Source organism: Streptomyces caeruleatus (genome assembly GCF_001514235.1).
GTDB classification, from domain to species: Bacteria; Actinomycetota; Actinomycetes; order Streptomycetales; family Streptomycetaceae; genus Streptomyces; species Streptomyces caeruleatus.
In genome coordinates this window covers 81,187-101,643 of record NZ_KQ948932.1, presented here as the reverse complement: position 1 = coordinate 101,643, position 20,457 = coordinate 81,187, and the positions used below count along the sequence as shown (strand labels likewise).

General features: G+C 69.4%; 21 protein-coding genes. 8 read left to right on the top strand and 13 right to left on the bottom strand.

What is annotated here, in order from left to right; genetic code table 11:
- Positions 1-125 precede the first annotated feature (125 nt).
- Positions 126-1,562: a bifunctional ADP-dependent NAD(P)H-hydrate dehydratase/NAD(P)H-hydrate epimerase gene (locus AQJ67_RS26350; protein WP_062721778.1), complete on the top strand. Its 1,437-nt coding sequence runs from the start codon at positions 126-128 to the stop codon at positions 1,560-1,562.
- A gap of 49 nt (positions 1,563-1,611) precedes the next feature.
- Here the strand turns inward: AQJ67_RS26350 and AQJ67_RS26345 are convergent, their stop codons facing one another.
- Both AQJ67_RS26345 and AQJ67_RS26340 read right to left on the bottom strand, forming a co-directional pair.
- Entirely contained in the window at positions 1,612-2,520 is a 909-nt protein-coding gene (locus AQJ67_RS26345; protein ID WP_079056180.1) for an RpnC/YadD family protein, read from the bottom strand.
- A 104-nt stretch (positions 2,521-2,624) separates the two neighbouring features.
- A complete protein-coding gene (locus AQJ67_RS26340; RefSeq protein WP_062721776.1) occupies positions 2,625-3,035 on the bottom strand; it encodes an ATP-binding protein in 411 nt (136 codons plus the stop codon).
- A 203-nt stretch (positions 3,036-3,238) separates the two neighbouring features.
- On the opposite strand from AQJ67_RS26340, the gene AQJ67_RS26335 reads away from it, so the two are divergent.
- From AQJ67_RS26335 to AQJ67_RS26325, 3 genes are read left to right on the top strand one after another with little or no spacing between them, the layout of a single operon-like run.
- Complete coding sequence (locus tag AQJ67_RS26335; RefSeq protein ID WP_062721775.1) at positions 3,239-4,075, top strand: helix-turn-helix domain-containing protein; 837 nt, start codon at positions 3,239-3,241, stop codon at positions 4,073-4,075.
- 8 nt (positions 4,076-4,083) lie between these two features.
- Positions 4,084-4,281, top strand: coding sequence for a DUF397 domain-containing protein (locus tag AQJ67_RS26330; RefSeq protein ID WP_062721774.1), 198 nt, complete (start codon positions 4,084-4,086; stop codon positions 4,279-4,281).
- Entirely contained in the window at positions 4,278-4,820 is a 543-nt protein-coding gene (locus AQJ67_RS26325; protein WP_062721773.1) for an MOSC domain-containing protein, read from the top strand. Before AQJ67_RS26330 ends, AQJ67_RS26325 begins: the two co-directional genes overlap by 4 nt.
- 16 nt (positions 4,821-4,836) lie before the next feature.
- Here the strand turns inward: AQJ67_RS26325 and glmS are convergent, their stop codons facing one another.
- The 3 genes from glmS to AQJ67_RS26310 all read right to left on the bottom strand — a co-directional run bounded on the left by glmS (position 4,837) and on the right by AQJ67_RS26310 (position 8,661).
- Positions 4,837-6,684, bottom strand: coding sequence for a glutamine--fructose-6-phosphate transaminase (isomerizing) (glmS, locus tag AQJ67_RS26320; RefSeq protein ID WP_062721772.1), 1,848 nt, complete (start codon positions 6,682-6,684; stop codon positions 4,837-4,839).
- A gap of 133 nt (positions 6,685-6,817) precedes the next feature.
- Entirely contained in the window at positions 6,818-7,633 is an 816-nt protein-coding gene (locus AQJ67_RS26315; RefSeq protein WP_062721771.1) for an ABC transporter permease, read from the bottom strand.
- Complete coding sequence (locus AQJ67_RS26310) at positions 7,630-8,661, bottom strand: ATP-binding cassette domain-containing protein (RefSeq protein ID WP_062721770.1); 1,032 nt, start codon at positions 8,659-8,661, stop codon at positions 7,630-7,632. The genes AQJ67_RS26315 and AQJ67_RS26310 overlap by 4 nt, the downstream gene beginning before the upstream one ends.
- Positions 8,662-8,927: 266 nt before the next feature.
- Between AQJ67_RS26310 and coaA the strand changes: the two genes are divergently transcribed.
- Both coaA and AQJ67_RS26300 read left to right on the top strand, forming a co-directional pair.
- Positions 8,928-9,896 (top strand): type I pantothenate kinase, encoded by a 969-nt coding sequence (coaA, locus tag AQJ67_RS26305; protein WP_062721768.1) that lies wholly within the window; start codon positions 8,928-8,930, stop codon positions 9,894-9,896.
- Between the two features lie 16 nt (positions 9,897-9,912).
- Positions 9,913-10,848: a DUF389 domain-containing protein gene (locus tag AQJ67_RS26300; RefSeq protein ID WP_062721766.1), complete on the top strand. Its 936-nt coding sequence runs from the start codon at positions 9,913-9,915 to the stop codon at positions 10,846-10,848.
- 111 nt (positions 10,849-10,959) lie between these two features.
- Here the strand turns inward: AQJ67_RS26300 and glmM are convergent, their stop codons facing one another.
- From glmM to AQJ67_RS26280, 4 genes are all read right to left on the bottom strand, one after another.
- A complete protein-coding gene (gene glmM, locus AQJ67_RS26295; protein ID WP_062721764.1) occupies positions 10,960-12,318 on the bottom strand; it encodes a phosphoglucosamine mutase in 1,359 nt (452 codons plus the stop codon).
- A gap of 238 nt (positions 12,319-12,556) precedes the next feature.
- A complete protein-coding gene (gene rpsI / locus AQJ67_RS26290) occupies positions 12,557-13,078 on the bottom strand; it encodes a 30S ribosomal protein S9 (RefSeq protein ID WP_062721762.1) in 522 nt (173 codons plus the stop codon).
- A gap of 42 nt (positions 13,079-13,120) precedes the next feature.
- On the bottom strand, positions 13,121-13,564 hold the full coding sequence (gene rplM / locus AQJ67_RS26285; protein ID WP_030046395.1) for a 50S ribosomal protein L13: 444 nt from the start codon (positions 13,562-13,564) through the stop codon (positions 13,121-13,123).
- Positions 13,565-13,962: 398 nt separating this feature from the next.
- A complete protein-coding gene (locus AQJ67_RS26280; RefSeq protein ID WP_244190606.1) occupies positions 13,963-15,273 on the bottom strand; it encodes a glycosyltransferase 87 family protein in 1,311 nt (436 codons plus the stop codon).
- A 73-nt stretch (positions 15,274-15,346) separates the two neighbouring features.
- Between AQJ67_RS26280 and AQJ67_RS26275 the strand changes: the two genes are divergently transcribed.
- Positions 15,347-16,231: a hypothetical protein gene (locus AQJ67_RS26275; RefSeq protein ID WP_062721760.1), complete on the top strand. Its 885-nt coding sequence runs from the start codon at positions 15,347-15,349 to the stop codon at positions 16,229-16,231.
- A 507-nt stretch (positions 16,232-16,738) separates the two neighbouring features.
- Here AQJ67_RS26275 and AQJ67_RS26270 read toward each other — a convergent pair.
- Positions 16,739-16,930 (bottom strand): hypothetical protein, encoded by a 192-nt coding sequence (locus tag AQJ67_RS26270; protein WP_062721758.1) that lies wholly within the window; start codon positions 16,928-16,930, stop codon positions 16,739-16,741.
- 173 nt (positions 16,931-17,103) lie between these two features.
- Between AQJ67_RS26270 and AQJ67_RS26265 the strand changes: the two genes are divergently transcribed.
- Positions 17,104-18,093, top strand: a complete 990-nt coding sequence (locus AQJ67_RS26265; protein WP_062721756.1) for an SGNH hydrolase domain-containing protein — start codon at positions 17,104-17,106, stop codon at positions 18,091-18,093.
- 31 nt (positions 18,094-18,124) lie between these two features.
- Here the strand turns inward: AQJ67_RS26265 and truA are convergent, their stop codons facing one another.
- The 3 genes from truA to AQJ67_RS26250 form a co-directional block, all read right to left on the bottom strand.
- Positions 18,125-18,982 carry a tRNA pseudouridine(38-40) synthase TruA gene (gene truA, locus AQJ67_RS26260; protein ID WP_062721753.1) on the bottom strand — a complete coding sequence of 286 codons (858 nt, stop codon included), beginning with the start codon at positions 18,980-18,982 and terminating at the stop codon, positions 18,125-18,127.
- 146 nt (positions 18,983-19,128) lie between these two features.
- Entirely contained in the window at positions 19,129-19,635 is a 507-nt protein-coding gene (gene rplQ / locus AQJ67_RS26255; protein WP_062721751.1) for a 50S ribosomal protein L17, read from the bottom strand.
- 179 nt (positions 19,636-19,814) lie between these two features.
- Positions 19,815-20,457: DNA-directed RNA polymerase subunit alpha (locus AQJ67_RS26250; RefSeq protein ID WP_167366226.1), on the bottom strand; the 643-nt coding region annotated here is incomplete at its 5' end.

The following is a 20,457-nucleotide window of genomic DNA, read 5'->3' as shown; positions in this document are numbered from 1 at the left end:
GGTCCGCTCGCATCGAACGGATCGACTGAATCGATTCACCATGTGGGGGCCGGCGAGTTTGGCAAAGGCACGGCAAAGCGTCAATGGATGCGACGTGTTCGGGCCGGTGCGGGAGACTCGAACGCATGCGGACTGCGTACAGCGTGGAGACGGTAAGGGCGGCCGAACGGGAGCTGATGGCGCGGCTTCCGGACGGGACGCTGATGCAGCGGGCGGCGGCCGGACTCGCCGCGGCCTGCGCGGATCTGCTGGGCCGGGTGTACGGCCGCCGGATCGCCCTGCTGGTCGGCAGCGGCGACAACGGCGGCGACGCCCTCTACGCCGGGGCCCGACTGGCCAGGCGCGGCGCGGGAGTCACGGCGATCCTGCTGACGCCCGAACGGGCGCACGCCTCAGGCCTCGCGGCGCTGCGCCGGGCGGGCGGCCGGGCGGTGGGGGTCACCGGGGCCGAGGCGTTGATCGAGCGCGCGGATCTGGTCGTCGACGGCATCGTCGGGATCGGCGGCAAGGGCGGGCTGCGCCCGGAAGCGGCCCCGCTGGCCGCGGCGGCCGAGCGGTCCGGCGCTGCCGTGGTCGCCGTCGACCTGCCCAGCGGCGTGGACGTCGAGACGGGCGAGGTACGCGGCACGGCACTGCGGGCCGACCTCACCGTCACCTTCGGCACCCACAAGCCCGGCCTGCTGATCGATCCGGCGCGGGAGTACGCCGGTGTGGTGCGCCTGGTGGACATCGGCCTGGCGCTCCCGAACGACGCGGTGGAGCTGGAGGCACTGCAACACGCGGACGTGGCCCGGCTGTTGCCCCTGCCGGCCGCGGAGACGGACAAGTACCGGCGAGGCGTCGTCGGTATCGCCGCGGGCTCGGCCCGCTACCCGGGCGCGGCGGTGCTGGCGGTCGCGGGGGCACTGCGGGGCGGGGCCGGCGCCGTACGGTACGTCGGTCCGGCCGGGGACGCGGTGATCGCCCGGTTCCCCGAGACGCTGGTGTCGGACGGGGGCCCGAGGAAGGCGGGGCGCGTGCAGGCCTGGGTGGTCGGCCCGGGCGCCGGGGACGACGCGGCGACGGTCGCGGAGGTGCTGGCGACGGACGTACCGGTACTGCTGGACGCGGACGGGCTACGACTGGCGGACCCGGCGGCCGTACGGGACCGTACGGCACCGACCCTGATGACCCCGCACGCCGGGGAGGCGGCGGCCCTGCTCGGGGTCGCGCGGGAGGAGGTCGAGGCGGCTCGGCTGGCTTCGGTACGGGAGTTGGCGGCGCGGTATGCGGCGACGGTGCTGCTGAAGGGGTCGACGACGCTGGTGGCGGACGCGGGGGGTGGGGGCGCGGTCCGGGTCAACCCGACGGGAACCGGCTGGCTGGCCACGGCCGGCAGCGGTGACGTGCTTTCGGGTCTGGCGGGATCGCTGCTGGCAGCGGGCCTGACGACGCTGGACGCGGCAAGCGTGGCGGCGTATCTCCACGGCCTCTCGGCGAGGTTCACGGCGGACGGGGCGCCGGTGGGGGCGCATGATGTGGCGGAGGGGATTGGGGGGGCTTGGCGGGATGTGCGGGGGTGAGGGGACGGGGAGGCGGGGGCCTGGGGGGCCTGGGCACCTGTCCCAGGGCTCAGGCCTTTCCGGGTTCGGCCCGTGGAAGGCCCTTGTCCTCGGCGAACAGGTCCTCGACGGCGGCAGCTGTCAGAGAGCGGTCGAACCAGAGCGTGAGGGCATCGAGATCAGTGCACGAGGAGATGCGCTCCCGCACGCTGTCCGGTACGGGGACGCCACGCGCCTCAAGCACGGACAGGATCGCCTCAGCCTTGCCCTCAGCCTTGCCCTCAGCCTTGCCTTCCAGGTAGGCCGTCTCACGAACCGTCCCCCGGCCGGGGAAGTAGCTGACGAACGTCGACATGATTGCCTTCCATTTCTCTCCGGCTGGAGTCTTGCCCAGGGTGACTTCGAGGAAGTCGAAGAAGTACTTGGCGGTGGCAGGATCGGTTTCCAGGAGTTCCTGGAGGGCGATGCCAATGGCCTCCAGTATGGCGTTGCCTTGGCGGCTACGGGCGTGTGCCAGGGCGGAGAGCACGGCCAACGGGAGATTCTTCGCCACGGTCCTGACGTCGGTGATCACCGGCAGGTTGTCCGGCCCGGCGACCAGGGGATACGTCCGCAGAGCCGTCCAACCGCGCGTACCGCAGTCGAAGGGACCGGCGGCCCACTTGGCAGTCGCCCTGTTCTGACAGACGACGAGAAGCAGTACGGGCAGCTTGTACTTCGCCTGGAGGTAGCCGATGTAATACGCCCAACTCCACTCCTTGCCTTCGACCTTGCCCGACTGCGCTTCGATGGCAAGCAGAAAGTCCTCGCCGTCAGACGGCCCGACGCGCAGCACGGTGTCCACACGCCGCTCCAGCGGCCGGGTCTCCGTCACGTCCGCGGTGACAGCATCCACCGTCGCCTTGGCCGATAACGGGACGCCCAGCACCCCGAACACGGGAGCCAGAATCTCTGGCCGCTCCTGAAAGATGCGGTGCATGCCCTCGTGAGCTGATGTGACCATGTGCGCAACCTTGATGCCGTGATGGACAGAAGATCCAGATGATCGGGATACGTTCACTCTTTCGAGCAGCGAGAAAACGTTCAGGCCGCCGAGATCAGCTCGCACCACACGTACTTACCCCGGTTGCCGTTCCTGGTCAGCGGCTGCCACCCCCACAGATCGGAACAGGCCCGGACCAGCGCCAGCCCCCGCCCCTCCTCAGCCTCCCCGAGCGCGGCCAACTCCCGTGGCGGCTCCGGCGGTTCGGGGTTCGCGTCCCACGCCCCAATCCGCAGCACACCGGCCGACCAGCGCACACGCAGGGCGGCGGGGCCCTTGGTGTGGAGTACGGCGTTGGCTACCAGCTCGGTGGCGAGGAGTTCGGCGGTGTCGGCGAGGTCGATGAGGCCGTGCATGGTGAGGATGAGCCGGAGGGTGCGGCGGGAGACGGTGACGGCTCGGACGTCGTTCGGGATATAGAGCGTGTACTCCCAGGGTTCGGTTTCGGGCATGAGTGAACTCCGTTCGGGTGGAGGGGAGTTAGGCGTGCGGTGTCATTGCCGCGGCCGTCATGGCAGGACGGAACGGTGCGCTTCCGCTGCGTGTACGTTGCGTCACTGACAGTATGGGTTACATGTAACCCCGGGCAAGCCGATCCCGTAATCTGACCCCGAACGAGCCGTACGGGCAGCCGCGTTGAACCAGGGAGCAACTGATGGTCCAGAGGCGCGAACCGACCGCGCGTCAGGTGCGGCTGGGCGTGGAGCTACGGAGGCTTCGAGAGGCGGCAGGACTCAACGCTGTCGAGGCAGCAAGGCTCCTTGGTCTGAATCGAGTCCAGATCAGCCAGATCGAATCCGGGGCCACAGGGGTGAGTGAACAGCGCTTGCGTCGCCTCGCATCCCACTACGCGTGCACGGATGAAGAGTTCGTCAACGCGTTGGTCGGCATGGCCACGGACCGAACGCGCGGCTGGTGGGAGGAGTACCGCGGCCTGCTGCCGACCTCGTTCCTGGATCTCGCCGAACTGGATCACCACGCCACGTTCCTGCACGAAGTAGCGATCCTCTACGTACCGGGCTTGCTGCAGACCGAGGGCTACGCCCGCGCCGTCCTCTCCGGAAGAGTCCCCGAACTCACACACGATGAACTCGATTTGCGCGTACACCACCGATTGAGGCGTCAGCAGATCACCCGACCGTACAAGTTGGTGATCCACGAGTCGGCCCTGCGCATCAGGGTCAGCGACCGCGCGACCTCCCGAGCTCAACTCACCAAGCTCCTGGAACTCTCCGAGGCGGACAACATCACCTTGCGCGTGATCCCCTTCGACCTGGACGGCTTCTCTCGGGCAGCCGACACCATGTCGTACGCAGGCGGCACCGTTCCCAAACTGGACACGGTGGTACGTGACGTACCCCATGGCTCAGCCTTCATCGATTCCGAAGCACAGCTCAATGTCTTTCGAACGCGCTTCCGTAAAGTAGAAGCGGTATCACTGGACCCTGAACAGTCGCGTGACTTCATCAACCGTCTGACGAAGGAACTGTGAGGCACCCCATGGACAACTGGCGGAAGTCGTCCTACTCAGGTCCGGATGACGGCAACAATTGCGTAGAGATCGCGAACTCGAACACCCACGTCGCCGTCCGCGACTCAAAGACCCCGGCCAGGGCAACCCTCACCTTCCCCCGAACCGCCTTCACCCCGTTCATCACCGCCCTTAAACACACCACCCAGGGACCCCACGCCGAATGAACGCCAAGGTAACCGCAGTCAGCAGCAACAACGACTACTCCTTCACCAAGCCCAACCGCCCCGGCATCACCCTGTTGGCCGGCCTCGGCGTCGAGGGAGACGTGCACGCCGGCGTCACCGTCAAGCACCGCTCCCGTGTCGCACAGGACCCCACACAGCCGAACCTGCGTCAGGTCCACCTCATTCACGAGGAACTGTTCACCGAGGTCGGCAAGGACGGCTTCGCCGTCAGGCCCGGTGAGCTCGGGGAGAACATCACCACCAACGGCATCGACCTGCTCGCCCTGCCGACCGGGACGCTGCTGCACATCGGCGACGAGGCGGTCGTGCAGGTCACGGGCCTGCGCAACCCCTGCCTGCAGATCGACGCCTTCCAGCAGGGCCTGCTGAAGCAGGTCGTCGGCCGCGACGAGGCGGGGAACATCGTGCGCAAGGCAGGGATCATGAGCGTCGTCGAGGTGGGCGGCGCGGTGCGTCCCGGTGACACGATCACCGTGAAGCTCCCGGACGAACCGCACCGCCCGCTCGAACAGGTCTGACCCCACCGGCGACGCGCTACTCCACCGTCACCGACTTCGCCAGGTTCCGAGGCTGGTCCACCTCGTTCCCCCGGGCGGTGGCCAGCTCACACGCGAACACCTGCAACGGCACCGTGGCCACCAACGGCTGAAGCAGCGTCGGCGTGGCCGGGATCCGGATCAGGTGGTCCGCGTACGGCACCACCGCCTCGTCCCCCTCCTCGGCGATCACGATGGTCCGGGCGCCCCGAGCCCGGATCTCCTGCATGTTGGACACGATCTTGTCGTGCAGAACGGACCGTCCCCGGGGCGAGGGCACGACCACGACCACCGGAAGATCGTCCTCGATCAGGGCGATGGGCCCGTGCTTCAACTCCCCCGCCGCAAACCCCTCGGCATGCATATAGGCGAGTTCCTTCAGCTTCAGCGCGCCCTCCAGCGCCACCGGATACCCCACATGCCGCCCGAGGAAGAGCACCGTGTTCTTGTGGACGAGGCTGCGCGCGAGCTCCCGTACCGGCTCCATGGTCTCCAGGACCCGCTCGACGTCACCGCCGATGTGCGCGAGGTCCCGGATCACGGCGTGGATCTCGTCGCCCCATTTCGTGCCCCGCACCTGCCCCAGGTACAAGGCGACCAGGTAGCAGGCCACCAACTGCGTCAGAAACGCCTTCGTCGAGGCGACGGCGACCTCGGGCCCGGCATGGGTGTACAGCACCGCGTCCGACTCCCGCGGAATGGTCGACCCGTTGGTGTTGCAGATCGCCAGCACCCGGGCACCCTGCTCACGGGCGTGCCGTAGCGCCATGAGCGTGTCCATGGTCTCGCCGGACTGGGAGATGGCGATGACGAGGGTCTGCTGATCGAGGATCGGATCCCGGTACCGGAACTCACTCGCCAGCTCCACCTCGCACGGAATCCGCGTCCAGTGCTCGATGGCGTACTTGGCGATCAACCCGGCGTGGAAGGCCGTACCGCAGGCGACGATGACGACCTTGTCGACCTCCCGCAGCTCGGAGGCGCTGATCCGGACCTCGTCCAGCGTCAGGGAGCCGGCGGCGTCGATGCGCCCCAGCAAGGTATCGGCGACAGCCTTGGGCTGCTCGGCGATCTCCTTGAGCATGAAGTAGTCATAGCCCCCCTTTTCCGCGGCGGCGGCATCCCAGTCGACGCGATACGACCGCACCTCGGCCGGCCGCCCGTCGAACCCTGTGACGGTCACCCCGTCCCGCCGCAGCTCGACGACCTGGTCCTGACCCAGCTCGATCGCCGACCGCGTATGGGCGATGAACGCGGCGACGTCCGAGGCGAGAAAGGCCTCACCCTCACCAACGCCCACCACGAGCGGCGAGTTCCGCCGCGCGCCCACGACCACATCGGGGTCGTCGGCATGCACGGCGACCAGCGTGAAGGCCCCTTCGAGCCGCCGGCACACGAGCCGCATGGCCTCGGCGAGATCGGCGGTCACCGAGAACTCCTCGGCCAGCAGGTGCGCGACCACCTCGGTGTCCGTCTCGGAGGCCAGCTCATGCCCCCGCTCCTCCAACTCCGCCCGCAACGCGGCGAAGTTCTCGATGATCCCGTTGTGCACGACGGCGACCCGCCCGGCGTTGTCGAGATGCGGATGAGCGTTGGCGTCGGTGGGCCCGCCGTGAGTGGCCCACCGCGTATGCCCGATCCCCGTACTCCCCGTCGGCAGCGGCCGCTCCGTCAGCTCCTTCTCCAGGTTGACGAGCTTCCCCGCCTTCTTCGCCGCCGCCAGCCCCCCGTCCGCCAGGACGGCGACGCCCGCCGAGTCGTACCCCCGGTACTCCAGCCGCTTCAGTCCGGCCGTGACAATCTCCAGCGCCGACTGCGACCCCACGTATCCCACGATTCCGCACATGCGCGGCAGCCTACGGTCCGGACGTCACCGAGTTCGCCCCCGAACACCGCGCCGCCTGCCCGAATTCGGAAATTCCCGCCGAGGTACTAGCACCTGGTCCGAGCACCTGGTCCGCACGCCCCCGCAGGTCATCTCACGTCTTCGCCCGATAGGCCCGCATGGCCACCGGATAGAAGACCATCGCTATCCCCGCGGCCCACACCAACGACCACAGCACCGGCTCCGCCACAGCCCCACCCAGCAACAGCCCCCGGAACGCGTCCGACAGATGCGTCACCGGATTGACGTCGCTCCACGCCTGGAGCCACCCCGGCATGGTGTCGACCATCACGAAGGCGCTGCTGGTGAAGGTGATCGGGAAGATGATCGTGAAGGCGAACGCCTGCACCTTCTCCGCGTCCCCGGCGAGCATCCCGATGAGCACCGCGCTCCACGACACCGCCGCGGCGAAGACGACCACCAGCAGCATCCCGAGCACCAGCCCGTCCAGTCCCCCGGTGATCCGGAAGCCGAGCAGCAGGCCGAGGCCGATCATCAGAAGCATCGCCCAGACGTGCTTGGCGAGGTCCGCGGTGATGCGGCCGATGAGCGGGGCGGAGCGGGCTATCGGCAGGCTGCGCAGGCGGTCGAAGACGCCCTTGGTGAGGTCGGTGTTGAGCGCCATGGCCGTGTACATGGTCATGAACAGGGTGTTCTGGACGATGATCCCGGGCAACGCGTACTTCAGGTACGCCTCGGGCGACCCGGCCATCTGCCCGCCCAGCACATACGTGAAGAGGAACACGAACATGATGGGCGTGATGCTGTAGTCGACCAGCTCCAGCGGGTTGTGCTTGACCGCGACCAGGCTCCGCCAGGCCATCGTGAAGGTCTGCCGGAGCCCGTCGAGCGGTCGGACGCGGCCCGACTTGGTGACCGGGGCCGTGATGGTCGTGGCGGTGGCGGTCATGGCCGCGTCACCGCCTTCCGCAGCTCGGCCTCCCGCACCTGAGCGTCGTCCCCTTCCCGGACGGCGGCACCGCCGTTGCCCTCCGGCTCGCCCGGTTCGGCGCGGTGGCCGGTCAGGGCGAGGAAGACCTCGTCGAGCGAGGAGCGGCGCAGCGCGAGCTCGCCCACCGCGATCCCCTCCCGGTCGAGGGTGCGCACTACGGCCGGCATCAACTCGGGGTCCTTCACCGGGGCGGTGACCGTCTCGCCCTCGATCCGGGCCTGAGGCCCCGCGGCCGCGGCCACCAGCACGTGCGCCCGCGCGAGATCCCGTTCCGCGACCGGCCGCAGCTCCAGCACCTGCCCTCCGACCTGCGACTTCAGCTGGTCCGGGGTGCCCTCGGCGATCACCCGCCCCTTGTCGATCACCACGATGTCGTCGGCGAGCACATCGGCCTCGTTCAGATACTGCGTGGTCAGCAGCGCCGTCGCCCCGTCCGCCACCAGCCCCCGCAGCAGGTCCCACAGCTCACCGCGGCTGTGCGGGTCGAGGCCGGTCGTCGGCTCGTCGAGGAAGAGGATGCTGGGCCGGCCCACGAGGCTGGCGGCGAGGTCCAGACGTCTGCGCATTCCGCCCGAGTACGTCTTCGTGGCCCGCCCGGCCGCGTCCGTCAACTGGAAGCGCTCCAGCAGCTCACGGGCCCTCGCCCTGGCGTCCCGCCGGGACAGACCGAGCAGCCGGCCGATGAGCAGCAGGTTCTCCGTGCCGGTCAGGTTCTCGTCCACCGCCGCGTACTGCCCGGTCAGCCCGACCATGGCGCGCACGACCCCGGCGTCCCGGACCACGTCGTGCCCGGCCACCCGCGCCCTGCCCCCGTCGGGCCGCAGCAACGTCGCGAAGATCCGCACCGCGGTCGTCTTCCCCGCGCCGTTGGGCCCCAGCAGTCCGAGCACCGTGCCTCTACGGGCCCTCAGATCGACCCCGGCCAGCGCCTCGGTGTCCTTGAACCGCTTGACCAGGCCTTGCGCCTCGATCGCATACGTCGTCATGGTCACCCCTCGTCACCCCTCGAGGTCGTGGACCCGGCCCGGGCCCACCTCTCCCACAACTGTGACGCACGCCACTGACATTCCCCACTTGCCCAGCCTTGCCCTCCATTGCCCCCTTTGCTCCCCCTGGCTCCCTCTGGCTCCCCCTTGCCCCCCTTCCTTCCGATCGCCGTATCTTTCTCCAAAAGGTCGCGGGGTGACGGATCCCACCTCACCGTCCGTTCGTACTCCCGTAACAATGGACTGTGATCTCTCCGGTCTCCTCGATGCCCCGGAGCGCCCACCGGCCCAGGCCGGAGGCGACTCCCTACGTCGACCTCACCCGCTCGGAGTGGAGCGCGCTGCGCGACAAGACCCCGCTGCCGCTCACCGCGGAGGAGGTCGAGAAGCTGCGCGGTCTCGGCGATGTCATCGACCTCGACGAGGTACGGGACATCTACCTCCCGCTCTCCCGCCTCCTGAACCTCTACGTGGGCGCCACCGACGGCCTGCGCGGCGCCCTGAACACCTTCCTCGGCGAACAGGGCTCCCAGTCCGGCACCCCGTTCGTCATAGGGGTCGCCGGCTCGGTCGCCGTGGGCAAGTCCACGGTCGCCCGCCTCCTCCAGGCCCTGCTCTCCCGCTGGCCCGAGCACCCACGCGTCGAGCTGGTGACCACGGACGGCTTCCTGCTGCCGACCAAGGAGCTACAAGCCCGCGGCCTGATGTCGCGGAAAGGTTTCCCCGAGTCCTTCGACCGCCGCGCGCTGACCCGCTTCGTCGCCGACATCAAGGCGGGCAAGGACGAGGTCACGGCCCCCGTCTACTCCCACCTGATCTACGACATCGTCCCGGACCAGAAGCTCACGGTCCGCCGCCCCGACATCCTGATCGTCGAGGGCCTGAACGTCCTCCAGCCCGCCCTCCCCGGCAAGGACGGCCGCACCCGGGTCGGCCTCGCCGACTACTTCGACTTCAGCGTGTACGTCGACGCGCGCACCGAGGACATCGAGCAGTGGTACCTCAACCGCTTCAAGCGGCTGCGCGAGACCGCCTTCCAGAACCCGTCCTCGTACTTCCGCAAGTACACCCAGGTGTCCGAGGAGGAGGCCCTCGACTACGCCCGCACGATGTGGCGCACCATCAACAAGCCCAACCTGGTGGAGAACATCGCGCCCACCCGGGGCCGGGCCACCCTGGTCGTCCGCAAGGGCCCAGACCACAAGGTGCAGCGCCTGAGCCTGCGCAAGCTGTGACGGCTACGCTGCCGCCATGCTGCACCTGCGCCTGATCACACCGTCCGACAAGACCGACGACGTGGTCCGCCTCATCGAGAAGACGGTGGGGACGGCCCATGTCGCCGTCCTGCCCGGCGCAGCCCGCAACCCCGTCGGGGACCTGGTGCTGTGCGACGTGGCGCGTGAGGCGGGCGACGAACTCCTCACCGACCTCCAGGAGTTGGGCATCCAGGAGCGCGGCTCCATCGCCGTGGAGAACATCGACCTGTCACTGTCCAAGCGAGCCGACAAGGCCGAGGCGGAGGCCCCCGGCGAAGGCGCCGACGCGGTGCTGTGGGAGCACCTGGCCGACGCGACGCACGAGGAGTCGACGCTCTCCGCGACGTACCTCGCCTTCCTCACGCTCGCCACGATGATCGCGGCCTGCGGTGTCGTGCTCGACAACGCGATCCTGATCGTCGGCGCGATGGCGGTCGGCCCGGAGTTCGGCCCGCTCGCCGGCCTCAGCACGGCCCTCGTCCAGCGGGCACCCCGGCTCGCCCTGCGGTCGCTGATCGCGCTCGTCGTCGGTTTCGCCGTCGCCATGGCGGTGACGGTCGGCTTCAGCTCGTTCATGGACACGCTGGACCTGTTCTCGAAGGAACAGCTGAAGGCCGACCGCCCGAGCACCGCCTTCGTCTACGCCCCCGACGCCTTCTCGTTCATCGTGGCGGTCCTGGCCGGCATCGCCGGCACCCTGTCCCTCACGTCCGCCAAGTCCGGCGCCCTGGTCGGCGTCGCCATCTCGGTCACCACGGTCCCGGCAGCCGCCAACGCGGCGGTGGCCCTCAGCTACGGCGACACAAAGCAGACCTGGGGCTCCACAGAACAGCTCCTGCTGAACCTGCTCGGCATCGTCCTGGCCGGCGCCCTGACCCTACTGGCCCAGAAATGGCTCTGGGGGAAACGCCCGAGGGGCAACGCCCCTTAGGGGCGCGGGGCTGTATCGATGTGCGGCTCCGCCGCGTGGGCGCGACAAGCCACGACGAGCCCGCAGCCCGCAACGCCACGGAAACCCCCCACCCCTACCCGGCACGCTCCACTACCCCAGCGCGGACTTCACCACATCAGCCAACCGCCCGGCAACAGACCGCGCCTGATCAATATCCGCGGCCTCAACCATCACCCGCACCAACGGCTCAGTCCCGGACGGCCGCAACAACACCCGCCCCGTAGCCCCGAGTTCCCGCTCAGCCTCGCCAACGGCAGCCGCAAGGTCGGCCGAGTCCCCGACCCGGGACCGGTCCACGTCCGGCACATTGATCAGCACCTGAGGCAACCGCTCCATCACAGCCGCAAGCTCCCGCAGCGTACGCCCGGTCTGCGCGACCCGAGCGGCCAGCAGCAGCCCGGTCAGCGTGCCGTCACCGGTCGTCGCGTGATCGAGGATGATCACATGCCCGGACTGCTCGCCGCCGAGGGCGTACCCGTGCTGCTTCATCTCCTCCAGCACATACCGGTCACCCACGGCGGTCTGCACCAGCTTCAGCCCCTCGCGCTCCAGCGCCAGCTTGAAGCCGAGGTTGGACATGACGGTCGCCACGACCGTCTCGGAGCGCAGCACGGACCGCTCCCGCATGTCCAGCGCGAGCACGGCGAGGATCTGGTCGCCGTCCACCTCGTCGCCGGTGTGGTCCACGGCGAGGCAGCGGTCGGCGTCACCGTCGTGCGCGATCCCGAGAGCGGCACCGTGCTCGACGACGGCGGCCTTCAGCTTCTCCAGATGCGTGGACCCGCACCCGTCGTTGATGTTGAGCCCGTCCGGCTCGGCACCGATGGTCACGACCTCGGCACCGGCCCGCTTGAACGCCTCCGGCGACACACCGGCCGCGGCGCCGTGCGCCTCGTCGAGGACGATCTTCAGCCCGTCCAGCCGGTTGGGCAGCACGCCAAGCAGATGGGCGACGTACTCCTCGAACCCCTCGCCGTACGACCGCACCCGCCCGACCGCCGCACCCGTCGGCCGCTGCCACGGCTCACCGTGGCGGTGCTCGTCGTAGACGGTCTCGATACGGTCCTCCAGCTCGTCGGCGAGCTTGTGGCCGCCGCGGGCGAAGAACTTGATGCCGTTGTCGGGCATGGCGTTGTGGCTGGCGGAGAGCATGACGCCGAGGTCGGCGCCGAGCGAGCCGGTCAGGAACGCCACCGCGGGCGTCGGCAGCACGCCGACCCGCAGCACGTCGACGCCCGCACTCGCCAGACCGGCCACCACGGCGGCCTCCAGGAACTCCCCGGACGCACGCGGATCCCGTCCGACCACCGCTGTGGGCCGGTGGCCCTCGAAGGTGCCCGCCTCGGCCAGTACGTGCGCGGCCGCCACGGACAGACCGAGCGCCATCTCGGCCGTCAGATCCGCGTTGGCGACGCCGCGCACGCCGTCCGTGCCGAAGAGTCGTCCCACTTGTCCTCCTGAGGAAACTTCAGATCCGGAAGCGGACCCGGCCCGCGGTCTGCGGCCGGCGGCTCCCGCTTCCCGGCATTCCATGCCCGGGGTATCGGATCACACAAGCCTTTGAACGTCTTGTGCCGTTATACGCCCGAGGCCGGTGATAAAACGAACGCCCCGGTGGCACTGTGGCGTGCCGCCGGGGCGTTCGGAGTACTCGGCGTACCGGAGTACGTGCAGAGGCAGCCCGCGCTTAGCGCTTGCTGTACTGCGGGGCCTTGCGGGCCTTCTTCAGACCGGCCTTCTTGCGCTCGACCGCACGGTCGTCGCGCTTGAGGAAGCCGGCCTTCTTCAGCGCGCCGCGGTTGTTGTCGACGTCGGCCTCGTTCAGCGCACGGGCGACACCGAGACGGAGCGCACCGGCCTGGCCGGAGACACCGCCACCGGCGATGCGGGCGATGACGTCGTAGCGACCCTCGAGCTCAAGAACCTTGAACGGCTCGTTGACCTCCTGCTGGTGCACCTTGTTCGGGAAGTAGTCCTCGAGCGTCCGCCCGTTGATCTTCCACTTGCCGGAACCCGGCACGATGCGAACGCGCGCGATGGCGTTCTTGCGACGACCCAGGCCGGCGGCGGGCTGGGGCTCACCGAAGCGCGAGGCGAGGGACTCGGAGGTGTACTCACCCTCCACCGGAACCTCGGACTCGGTGGTGTAGCTGTCGATGTCGACGAGCTCGGTCTCTTCGATCGGCTGCTCGGCAGTGGTCTCGGCCACGATTCTCCTCAGATTCTCTTCAGGCTTAGGGGGTGGCCGGACTTACTGCGCGACCTGGGTGATCTCGTACGGCTGCGGCTGCTGCGCGCCGTGCGGGTGCTGGTCACCCTTGTAGACCTTCAGCTTCGAGAGCATCTGACGGCCCAGCGTGTTCTTGGGAAGCATGCCCTTGACGGCCTTCTCGATCGCCTTCTCAGGGTTCTTGTCGAGGAGCTCGTCGTAACGGACGGAGCGCAGACCACCCGGGTAGCCGGAGTGGCGGTACGCCATCTTCTGGGTCCGCTTGTTGCCGGACAGGTGCACCTTGTCGGCGTTGATGATGATGACGAAGTCACCGGTGTCGACGTGGGGCGCGTAGATCGGCTTGTGCTTGCCCCGCAGGATGGAGGCGGCGGTGCTGGCGAGACGGCCCAGGACAACGTCCTGAGCGTCGATGACGTGCCACTGGCGCGTCACATCGCCGGGCTTGGGGCTGTACGTACGCACGGTTCGTAGCCTTCGCTTCGAGTGAATGGTCCTGAACAGGTCACCGAAACGATCACGACAGCCTGGACCGCACTGCGGCGACGCATACCGCGTACGTGGGGTCGCTGGTCATCGGCCCGGTGGACCGGTGTAAGGGCCCGTCCCGTGAGAATGAGCAAGCCAATACACAACGAACATGCAGGATACCTGCGGCGCCTCGGCCGGGTCAAAATGGCGTGACGACGACTGCCCTGCTGTCCACCGACCAGGATAAACACCCCGCCCGCGATCCGGCACCGGAAGCCGCCCCGGCACCGGGAGCACCTGAGCCGGACGCGGTCGCTCGGCGACGGTGGCGCCGACCTCGGCGCCGCCCTCACTGCGTGCGACGCACGGCGCGCTCGACGCGGCACCGGCGCTCACTCCCCCGCCCCGGGCGCCTCCGACGCCGCCCGGCGCCGCCTCCTGGCCGACCGGCTCGGGGCCGGGTGCTTGAGGGCGGAGCCCTCGGCGGGGTCCAGGGGCGCAGTCCCGGGCGGGGTCGAAGGGGCGGAGCCCCTGGAGGACGGGACGGGCAGGGGCGGCGGGGGCGAGGAAAGACCTCGTCGGCAGTGCGCGGCCAACGTCACCGCCGCCGCACACAGCGTCACCGCGTCCCGGAACGCCCGCCGCTGGACCGTCTCCAGATACGGCCAGCTCACACCGGGCAGCTGCGGCACCAGCGCCAGCCAGAACCACGGCCCCCGGGCCACCGCCCCCGCACACGGCAACCCCGCCACCAGCAGCGGCACGACGACGAGCAGATAGTGGTCGTACGAGGGCCTGGCCACCAGGAACGCCGAGAGCATCACCATCGCCGCCGTCTCCGCGAGCCGCACGGCCCCACCGTCCCCCCGCCGCCACCGCCACCACGCACACCCCACCCCCACCCCGGCGAGCACCACCCCGATCCCCCCGGCCAACGCCCCCGGCACCCCCACCCGCGGCAGTACCGCACCGGGCGACGCCTCATAGAGCCGTACGAACCCGTCGTCCCCGCTCAGCAGGAACGGCAGGGTCCGGGTGAAGAACCCCGACGGATCCGGCAGCAACAACGCCGCGCCCGCCGACGCCACCACCGGCACCCCGACCAGCGCCCCCAGCCCCCGCCAGCGCCCCGCGAACACGAACACCAGCGCCACCGGCGCCAGCAACGGCTTCAGCGCGACCGCCGCCCCGATCACCGCCCCCGCGGCCACCCACCGCCCCCGCCCGGCCAGCAGCAACCCCAGCGGAAGGGCGAGCGCGGCCGTCGCCGTCCAGTTCCCCAACAGGACGAGGTGGGCGAACGGCGCGAACCCGACCGCGAGGCCGAGCAGCCCGAGCGCGGCGAAGCGACTGCGCAACGGGACGCCGTGGAGACGAACGGCACACACCCAGCCCCCGACCAGACACCCGGTCACCACCAACGGCACCAGCACGCACAGCACACCCCGCGGCAGCAGCATCTGAGGCGCCGCCGCCAGCACCGCGCTCGGCAAATAGAGGAAGTGGGAGTCGTCATACGGCGAACCCCCGGCCCACCACACCCGCGCCGCCCGCACGACGATGGCGTTGTCCATCCCTCCGTCCGAGGTCATCCGGGCCGTACGCGCCACAAGAGCGCCCAGCACCACCCCGAGCGCCCCCCACAGATGCCACGTCGCCCGTCGTACCAACCACCCGGAGATGTCGCTTTTGCGCTCGCTCACCGTGTGAACGCTAGGTGGGGGTGCGCCTCTTGGGGCGGACCGGCACACCCTCGGTCCGTCTAAGATGCGCCCCATGAGCTACGGGCAGCAGGGGGGACCCCAGTCCCAGTGGGATCCCTGGAAACCGCATTCCCAGCAGCCGTGGAACAGCGGCGCCGACGAGACGCCGGACTGGGCCGCACTCGCCGAGGCGTCCGAGACGCGCAACAAACGGCGTCGGCTGCTCTTCATCGGCGGCGGCGCACTGGCCACCGTCGCGATCGGTGCCGCGGTCGCCGTGGCCGTGGTGTCGGCGAACGACGGCAACCCGGCCGCGAACAAGCCGAATTCCGGCGTCCCGGGCAGCTCAGGCCTGCCGACCCAGACCACCGCCCCGTCGTTCGCGTCGACCAGCGCTCCGCCGCCGCTGAACCCGAAGGACTTCATCTCCAGCAAGAGCAAGGACACCGCCCCGCTCAGCGCGGAGAGACTCTTCCCGGGCACCCAGCTGACCGTGGGCAGCGACACGGTGTACAAGAAGGGCGCGACGGACGACACGAAGAACTGCTCCGCGGCCACCAAGGGCGGTCTGCCGAAGATCCTCTCCGACAACAAGTGCACCAGTTTCATGCGCGTCTCGTACATGAAGGACGACGTGGCGGTGACGGTCGGCGTGGCGGTCTTCGACAGCGCGGCGCAGGCCACCAAGGTCAAGGGCAAGGTCAACACCGACACGGACCTCGTCAGGACGCTCCCCGGCAAGGGCATCAAGGACTTCTGCACGTCCGCCTTCTGCCTCGTGACCGCGAACTCCTACGGCCGTTACGCCTACTTCACCCTCACCGGCTTCACCACCGGAAAGGACATGACGGACAAGGACACCGAAGCCCTCCAGGTCGGCGAGACCCTGGAGGACTTCACCTTCCGTCAGATCCGCAGGCGCGGCGAGATCCAGGCGTCGGCAGCGGCCGGCGAGTGACACCCGGCCTCACCTGAGCCCCCCCCCCGCCCCCGGGCGGGGGACAATCTCCGCACGAACGCGGCGGGGAGGGGCGGGGGCTGTGCGGATGCGAGGCCGGATCGGGCTGCTCGGTGCGGCAGCGGGTGCCGCGCTGCTGGCGCCGCTGGGCATGTGGGCCTGGCCGGAGGAGACGGACGACGAACCGGGCGGGTCCGCGCTCGTGCCCACCGACCTGCGGACCCGGGACCCGAAGGCGACCGTCGCCGCCCGCCGGGTGTACGCCCTGCTGGCCGGCCTGGAGAACGACGCCCGCCGCGGCCGCCCGAGCCGCACGGTGATCGGGCAGCACGTCGAGCTGCACAACGAGCGGTACAACCCCGGGTACGGCGACTACCGGGGCACGAAACAGCCGGGCTACTACTACCGCAAGGCCCGGGACATCACCGGCCGGCTGCCGGGCTTCGTGGAACTGGACCTCGGGCCGGGCTACGGCCGTCCGGGCTGGGCGGTGGGCGAGGCCCGCTCCTACTCCCGCGCCTGGCCGAGCTGCCGGCCGCGGTGGGGGTACACCGAGGACGCGGTGGACCTGGCGGTCGGCGTGTGGGCGGGCCTGCCCCGGCCGGCCGACGGCTCGTACCGTCCCACCGGCAGGCACACGGACTGCGCCGACGGCACCGAGGTCTCTCTGCCGCGGGGCGCCGACGGCCCGGCGGGCATCGTCGGCTTCTCCTTCCACCAGCCCTACCCGGGCAGCCCCGTCAAGGGCTTCGCGCAGACACTGCACCGCAACTCGCCCGGCGCCCGGGAGCCGGACTGGTTCGCCCGACTGGGAGTTCGGCTACTCCGACCGGTTCCGGGTCGCGGTCCTCTCCTTCCTCTGCGCCATCGCGATGCACTTCATCGTCGAGAAGCGGTTCCGGGAGAACATGAAGCTGGTCGTCCGCCCCTGGCGAGGCATCCTCACCGGCGGCACCCTCACGGCCACCTCCGCCATCGCCATGGTGGTCGCCCTCCAGGTACCGCTCAACCTCTCCATCGGCACCGCGGGAACCGCCGCCGCCCTCACCGGATTCACCGGCACCGACTCCGTCGAACAGGCGGTACGTGAGAGGAACGACCCCAGGATCAGCCAGAGCACACTGCTGAAGTCCCCCGACGACCGGGGCGACCACGGCTGCATCGACCAGCTCCTGGTCACCAGCTTCACCCCGTACGACGAGTGCGTCATCGGCGACAAGACATCCGACCGAACCATGGTGCTGCTGGGCGACTCACACGCCTACCAGTGGGGCAACGCCTTCGACGCCCTCGGCCGAAAGCTGAACGTCAAGGTCGTCACGGTCATCAAGAGCGGCTGCTCCCCCGAGGTCTACAAGATCACGCGCGAGGATCTCGGCCGCGAGTACACCGAGTGCCCCCAGTGGCGAAAGACCGCCCTCGCCTACATCGAGAAGCTCAAGCCGGACGTCATCGCGGTGGCCAACCGCGTCCAGTACACGACCGTACGCGAGGGCGCCGAGGACACCTTCAAAACCCTCAGGGCCACAGGGTCGAAGCTGGTCTACCTGACCGACACCCCGAAGCCGACCTTCAGCGTCCCGGACTGCCTGGCCGAGCAGTCCGACAACCCCGCCGAATGCACCCTCAGGGCCGAAACCGCCGTCGACCTCCCCGACTTCCGCAAGCTGGAACGCGAGGTCGCCGAGGAGTACGGGGCCACGGTCATCAACACACTCCCCGCCTTCTGCGCCGACGGCTACTGCCCCGCGGTGATCGGCGGGCACGTCGTCTACTGGGACAACAGCCATATGACCGGCAGCTACGCCGAGTCCCTGGTGCCGTTCCTGGAGCCGGCCTTCAAGCAGGCCCTGGCCGGCTGACCCGGCACACCCCCGTCTCCCGGGGCCCGGCTCAACAGCAGCCGGCCCCGGGCAACGACCGCTTGTTCCGCGCCTCCTTGCTCCGCGCGGCCAGCAACTCGTCGGCCGGATACCCGACCTCCTCCAACGTCAGCCCATGCGGCCGTACGACATGCACGGCCGAGTCCCTGACCCCCGCGGCCAGTACCTTCCCGGGCCAGTCCGCCGGCCGATGCCCGTCCCCCACGAACAGCAACGCCCCGATGAGCGACCGCACCATGTTGTGGCAGAAGGCGTCGGCCCGCACGGTGGCGGTGACGATCCCGTCGTCCCCCCGCACCAGACTCAGCTCCTGCAACGTCCGGATGGTCGTGGCCCCCTCCCGCTTCTTGCAGTAGGCGGCGAAGTCATGCTCCCCGAGCAGCCGCTGCGCCGCCTCGTTCATGGCGTCGACGTCCAACGGCCAGTCGTGCCACAGGACATGACCGCGCAGCAACGGATCGACGCCTCCGGGATTGTCGGTGACGCGATACGCGTAACGCCGCCACACAGCCGAGAACCGCGCGTTGAACCCACTCGGCGCCTCCCGCAGCGCCCACACCCGCACATCCTTGGGCAACCGCCCGGCCAGCCGCTTCAGCAACTTCTCGTGATGCTCACGCCAAACCGCCTCCGGCAGATCAACATGCGCGACCTGCCCCCGCGCATGCACCCCGGCATCCGTACGCCCCGCCACGGTCAGCTCATACGTCGTCCCGCCCGACCGCGTCACGGTCCGCAGGGCATCCTCGATCTCCCCCTGCACGGTCCGCCGCCCACCGGCCTGCTTGGCCCACCCGGAGAACTCGGCCCCGTCGTACGACAGATCAAGCCGCACCCGCACGAATCCGGCCGGCACTTCGTCACTCACCCGTAGATCCTCTCACCCACACAAAAGCGGGCCCGCTCCTCGAAAGGAACGGACCCGCCAACGCCCTGCTTCTAGGGGCGCGGGGAACTGCGCGACCAGCCACGACGAAAGCCGCACCCGCCCACGAACAGTCCCCGGCAGAACGCTTACGCGTCCTTGGACTCCTCGGCAGCGTCCTCGACCTCGTCGGCCTTGGCCGTGTCGACCTTGGCCTCGGCAACCTCGGCAACCTCGGCGTCCTTGGCGGCACGCTTCGTGGCGGCCTCGGCCTCGCCCGTGGCCTCCTGCGCGACCGTCAGCGCCTCGACCAGCTCGATGACAGCCATGGGCGCGTTGTCGCCACGACGGTTACCGATCTTGGTGATCCGGGTGTAGCCACCGGGACGGTTCTCGTACCGCGGGCCGATCTCGGTGAAGAGCGTGTGGACGATGCTCTTGTCCGTGATGACCTGGAGCACCTGACGGCGGTTGTGAAGGTCACCCTTCTTCGCCTTGGTCACCAGACGCTCGGCGTACGGCCGCAGACGACGGGCCTTCGCCTCGGTGGTGGTGATACGACCGTGCTCGAACAGCGCCTTCGCGAGGTTCGCGAGAAGCAGCTTCTCGTGCGCGGCACTGCCGCCCAGACGGGCACCCTTGGTGGGCTTCGGCATTTCTTTCTCCTGTGTGTCTGCCCCGGCCGTGTCAGGTACCGGGGTCAGTATCCGAGCAGGCGGTCGCCTGTCGGAGATCCGGGAGCAGCCCCGAAGGGGCGCTCCCGGAAGGGGCGCGGGGAACTGCGCGACCAGCCACAACCGGCCCGCAGACGCAGTACGGCCTCCCCGCGGAGCGCTTAGTACTGCTCGGTCTCCACAAACCCGGCGTCCGCGTCGTCGTCCGCGCCAAAGGCGTCCGCAGCCGCGGTCGGGTCGAATCCGGGCGGGCTGTCCTTCAGGGCCAGGCCCATACCGGCCAGCTTCGCCTTGACCTCGTCGATCGACTTCGCACCGAAGTTACGGATGTCGAGCAGGTCGGCCTCGGAGCGCGCGACCAGCTCACCCACGGAGTGGATGCCCTCACGCTTGAGGCAGTTGTACGACCGAACGGTGAGCTCCAGCTCCTCGATCGGCAGCGCCAGATCAGCGGCAAGGGCGGCGTCCGTCGGGGACGGGCCCATGTCGATGCCCTCGGCGTCGATGTTCAGCTCACGGGCAAGCCCGAACAGCTCGACCAGCGTCTTACCGGCCGACGCCATGGCGTCACGCGGACGCATGGCCTGCTTGGTCTCGACGTCGACGATCAGCTTGTCGAAGTCGGTGCGCTGCTCGACACGCGTGGCCTCGACCTTGTACGTGACCTTCAGAACCGGCGAGTAGATGGAGTCGACCGGGATACGGCCGATCTCCTGGCCCACCTGCTTGTTCTGCACGGCGGAGACGTAACCACGGCCACGCTCGACCGTGAGCTCCATCTCCAGCTTGCCCTTGCCGTTGAGC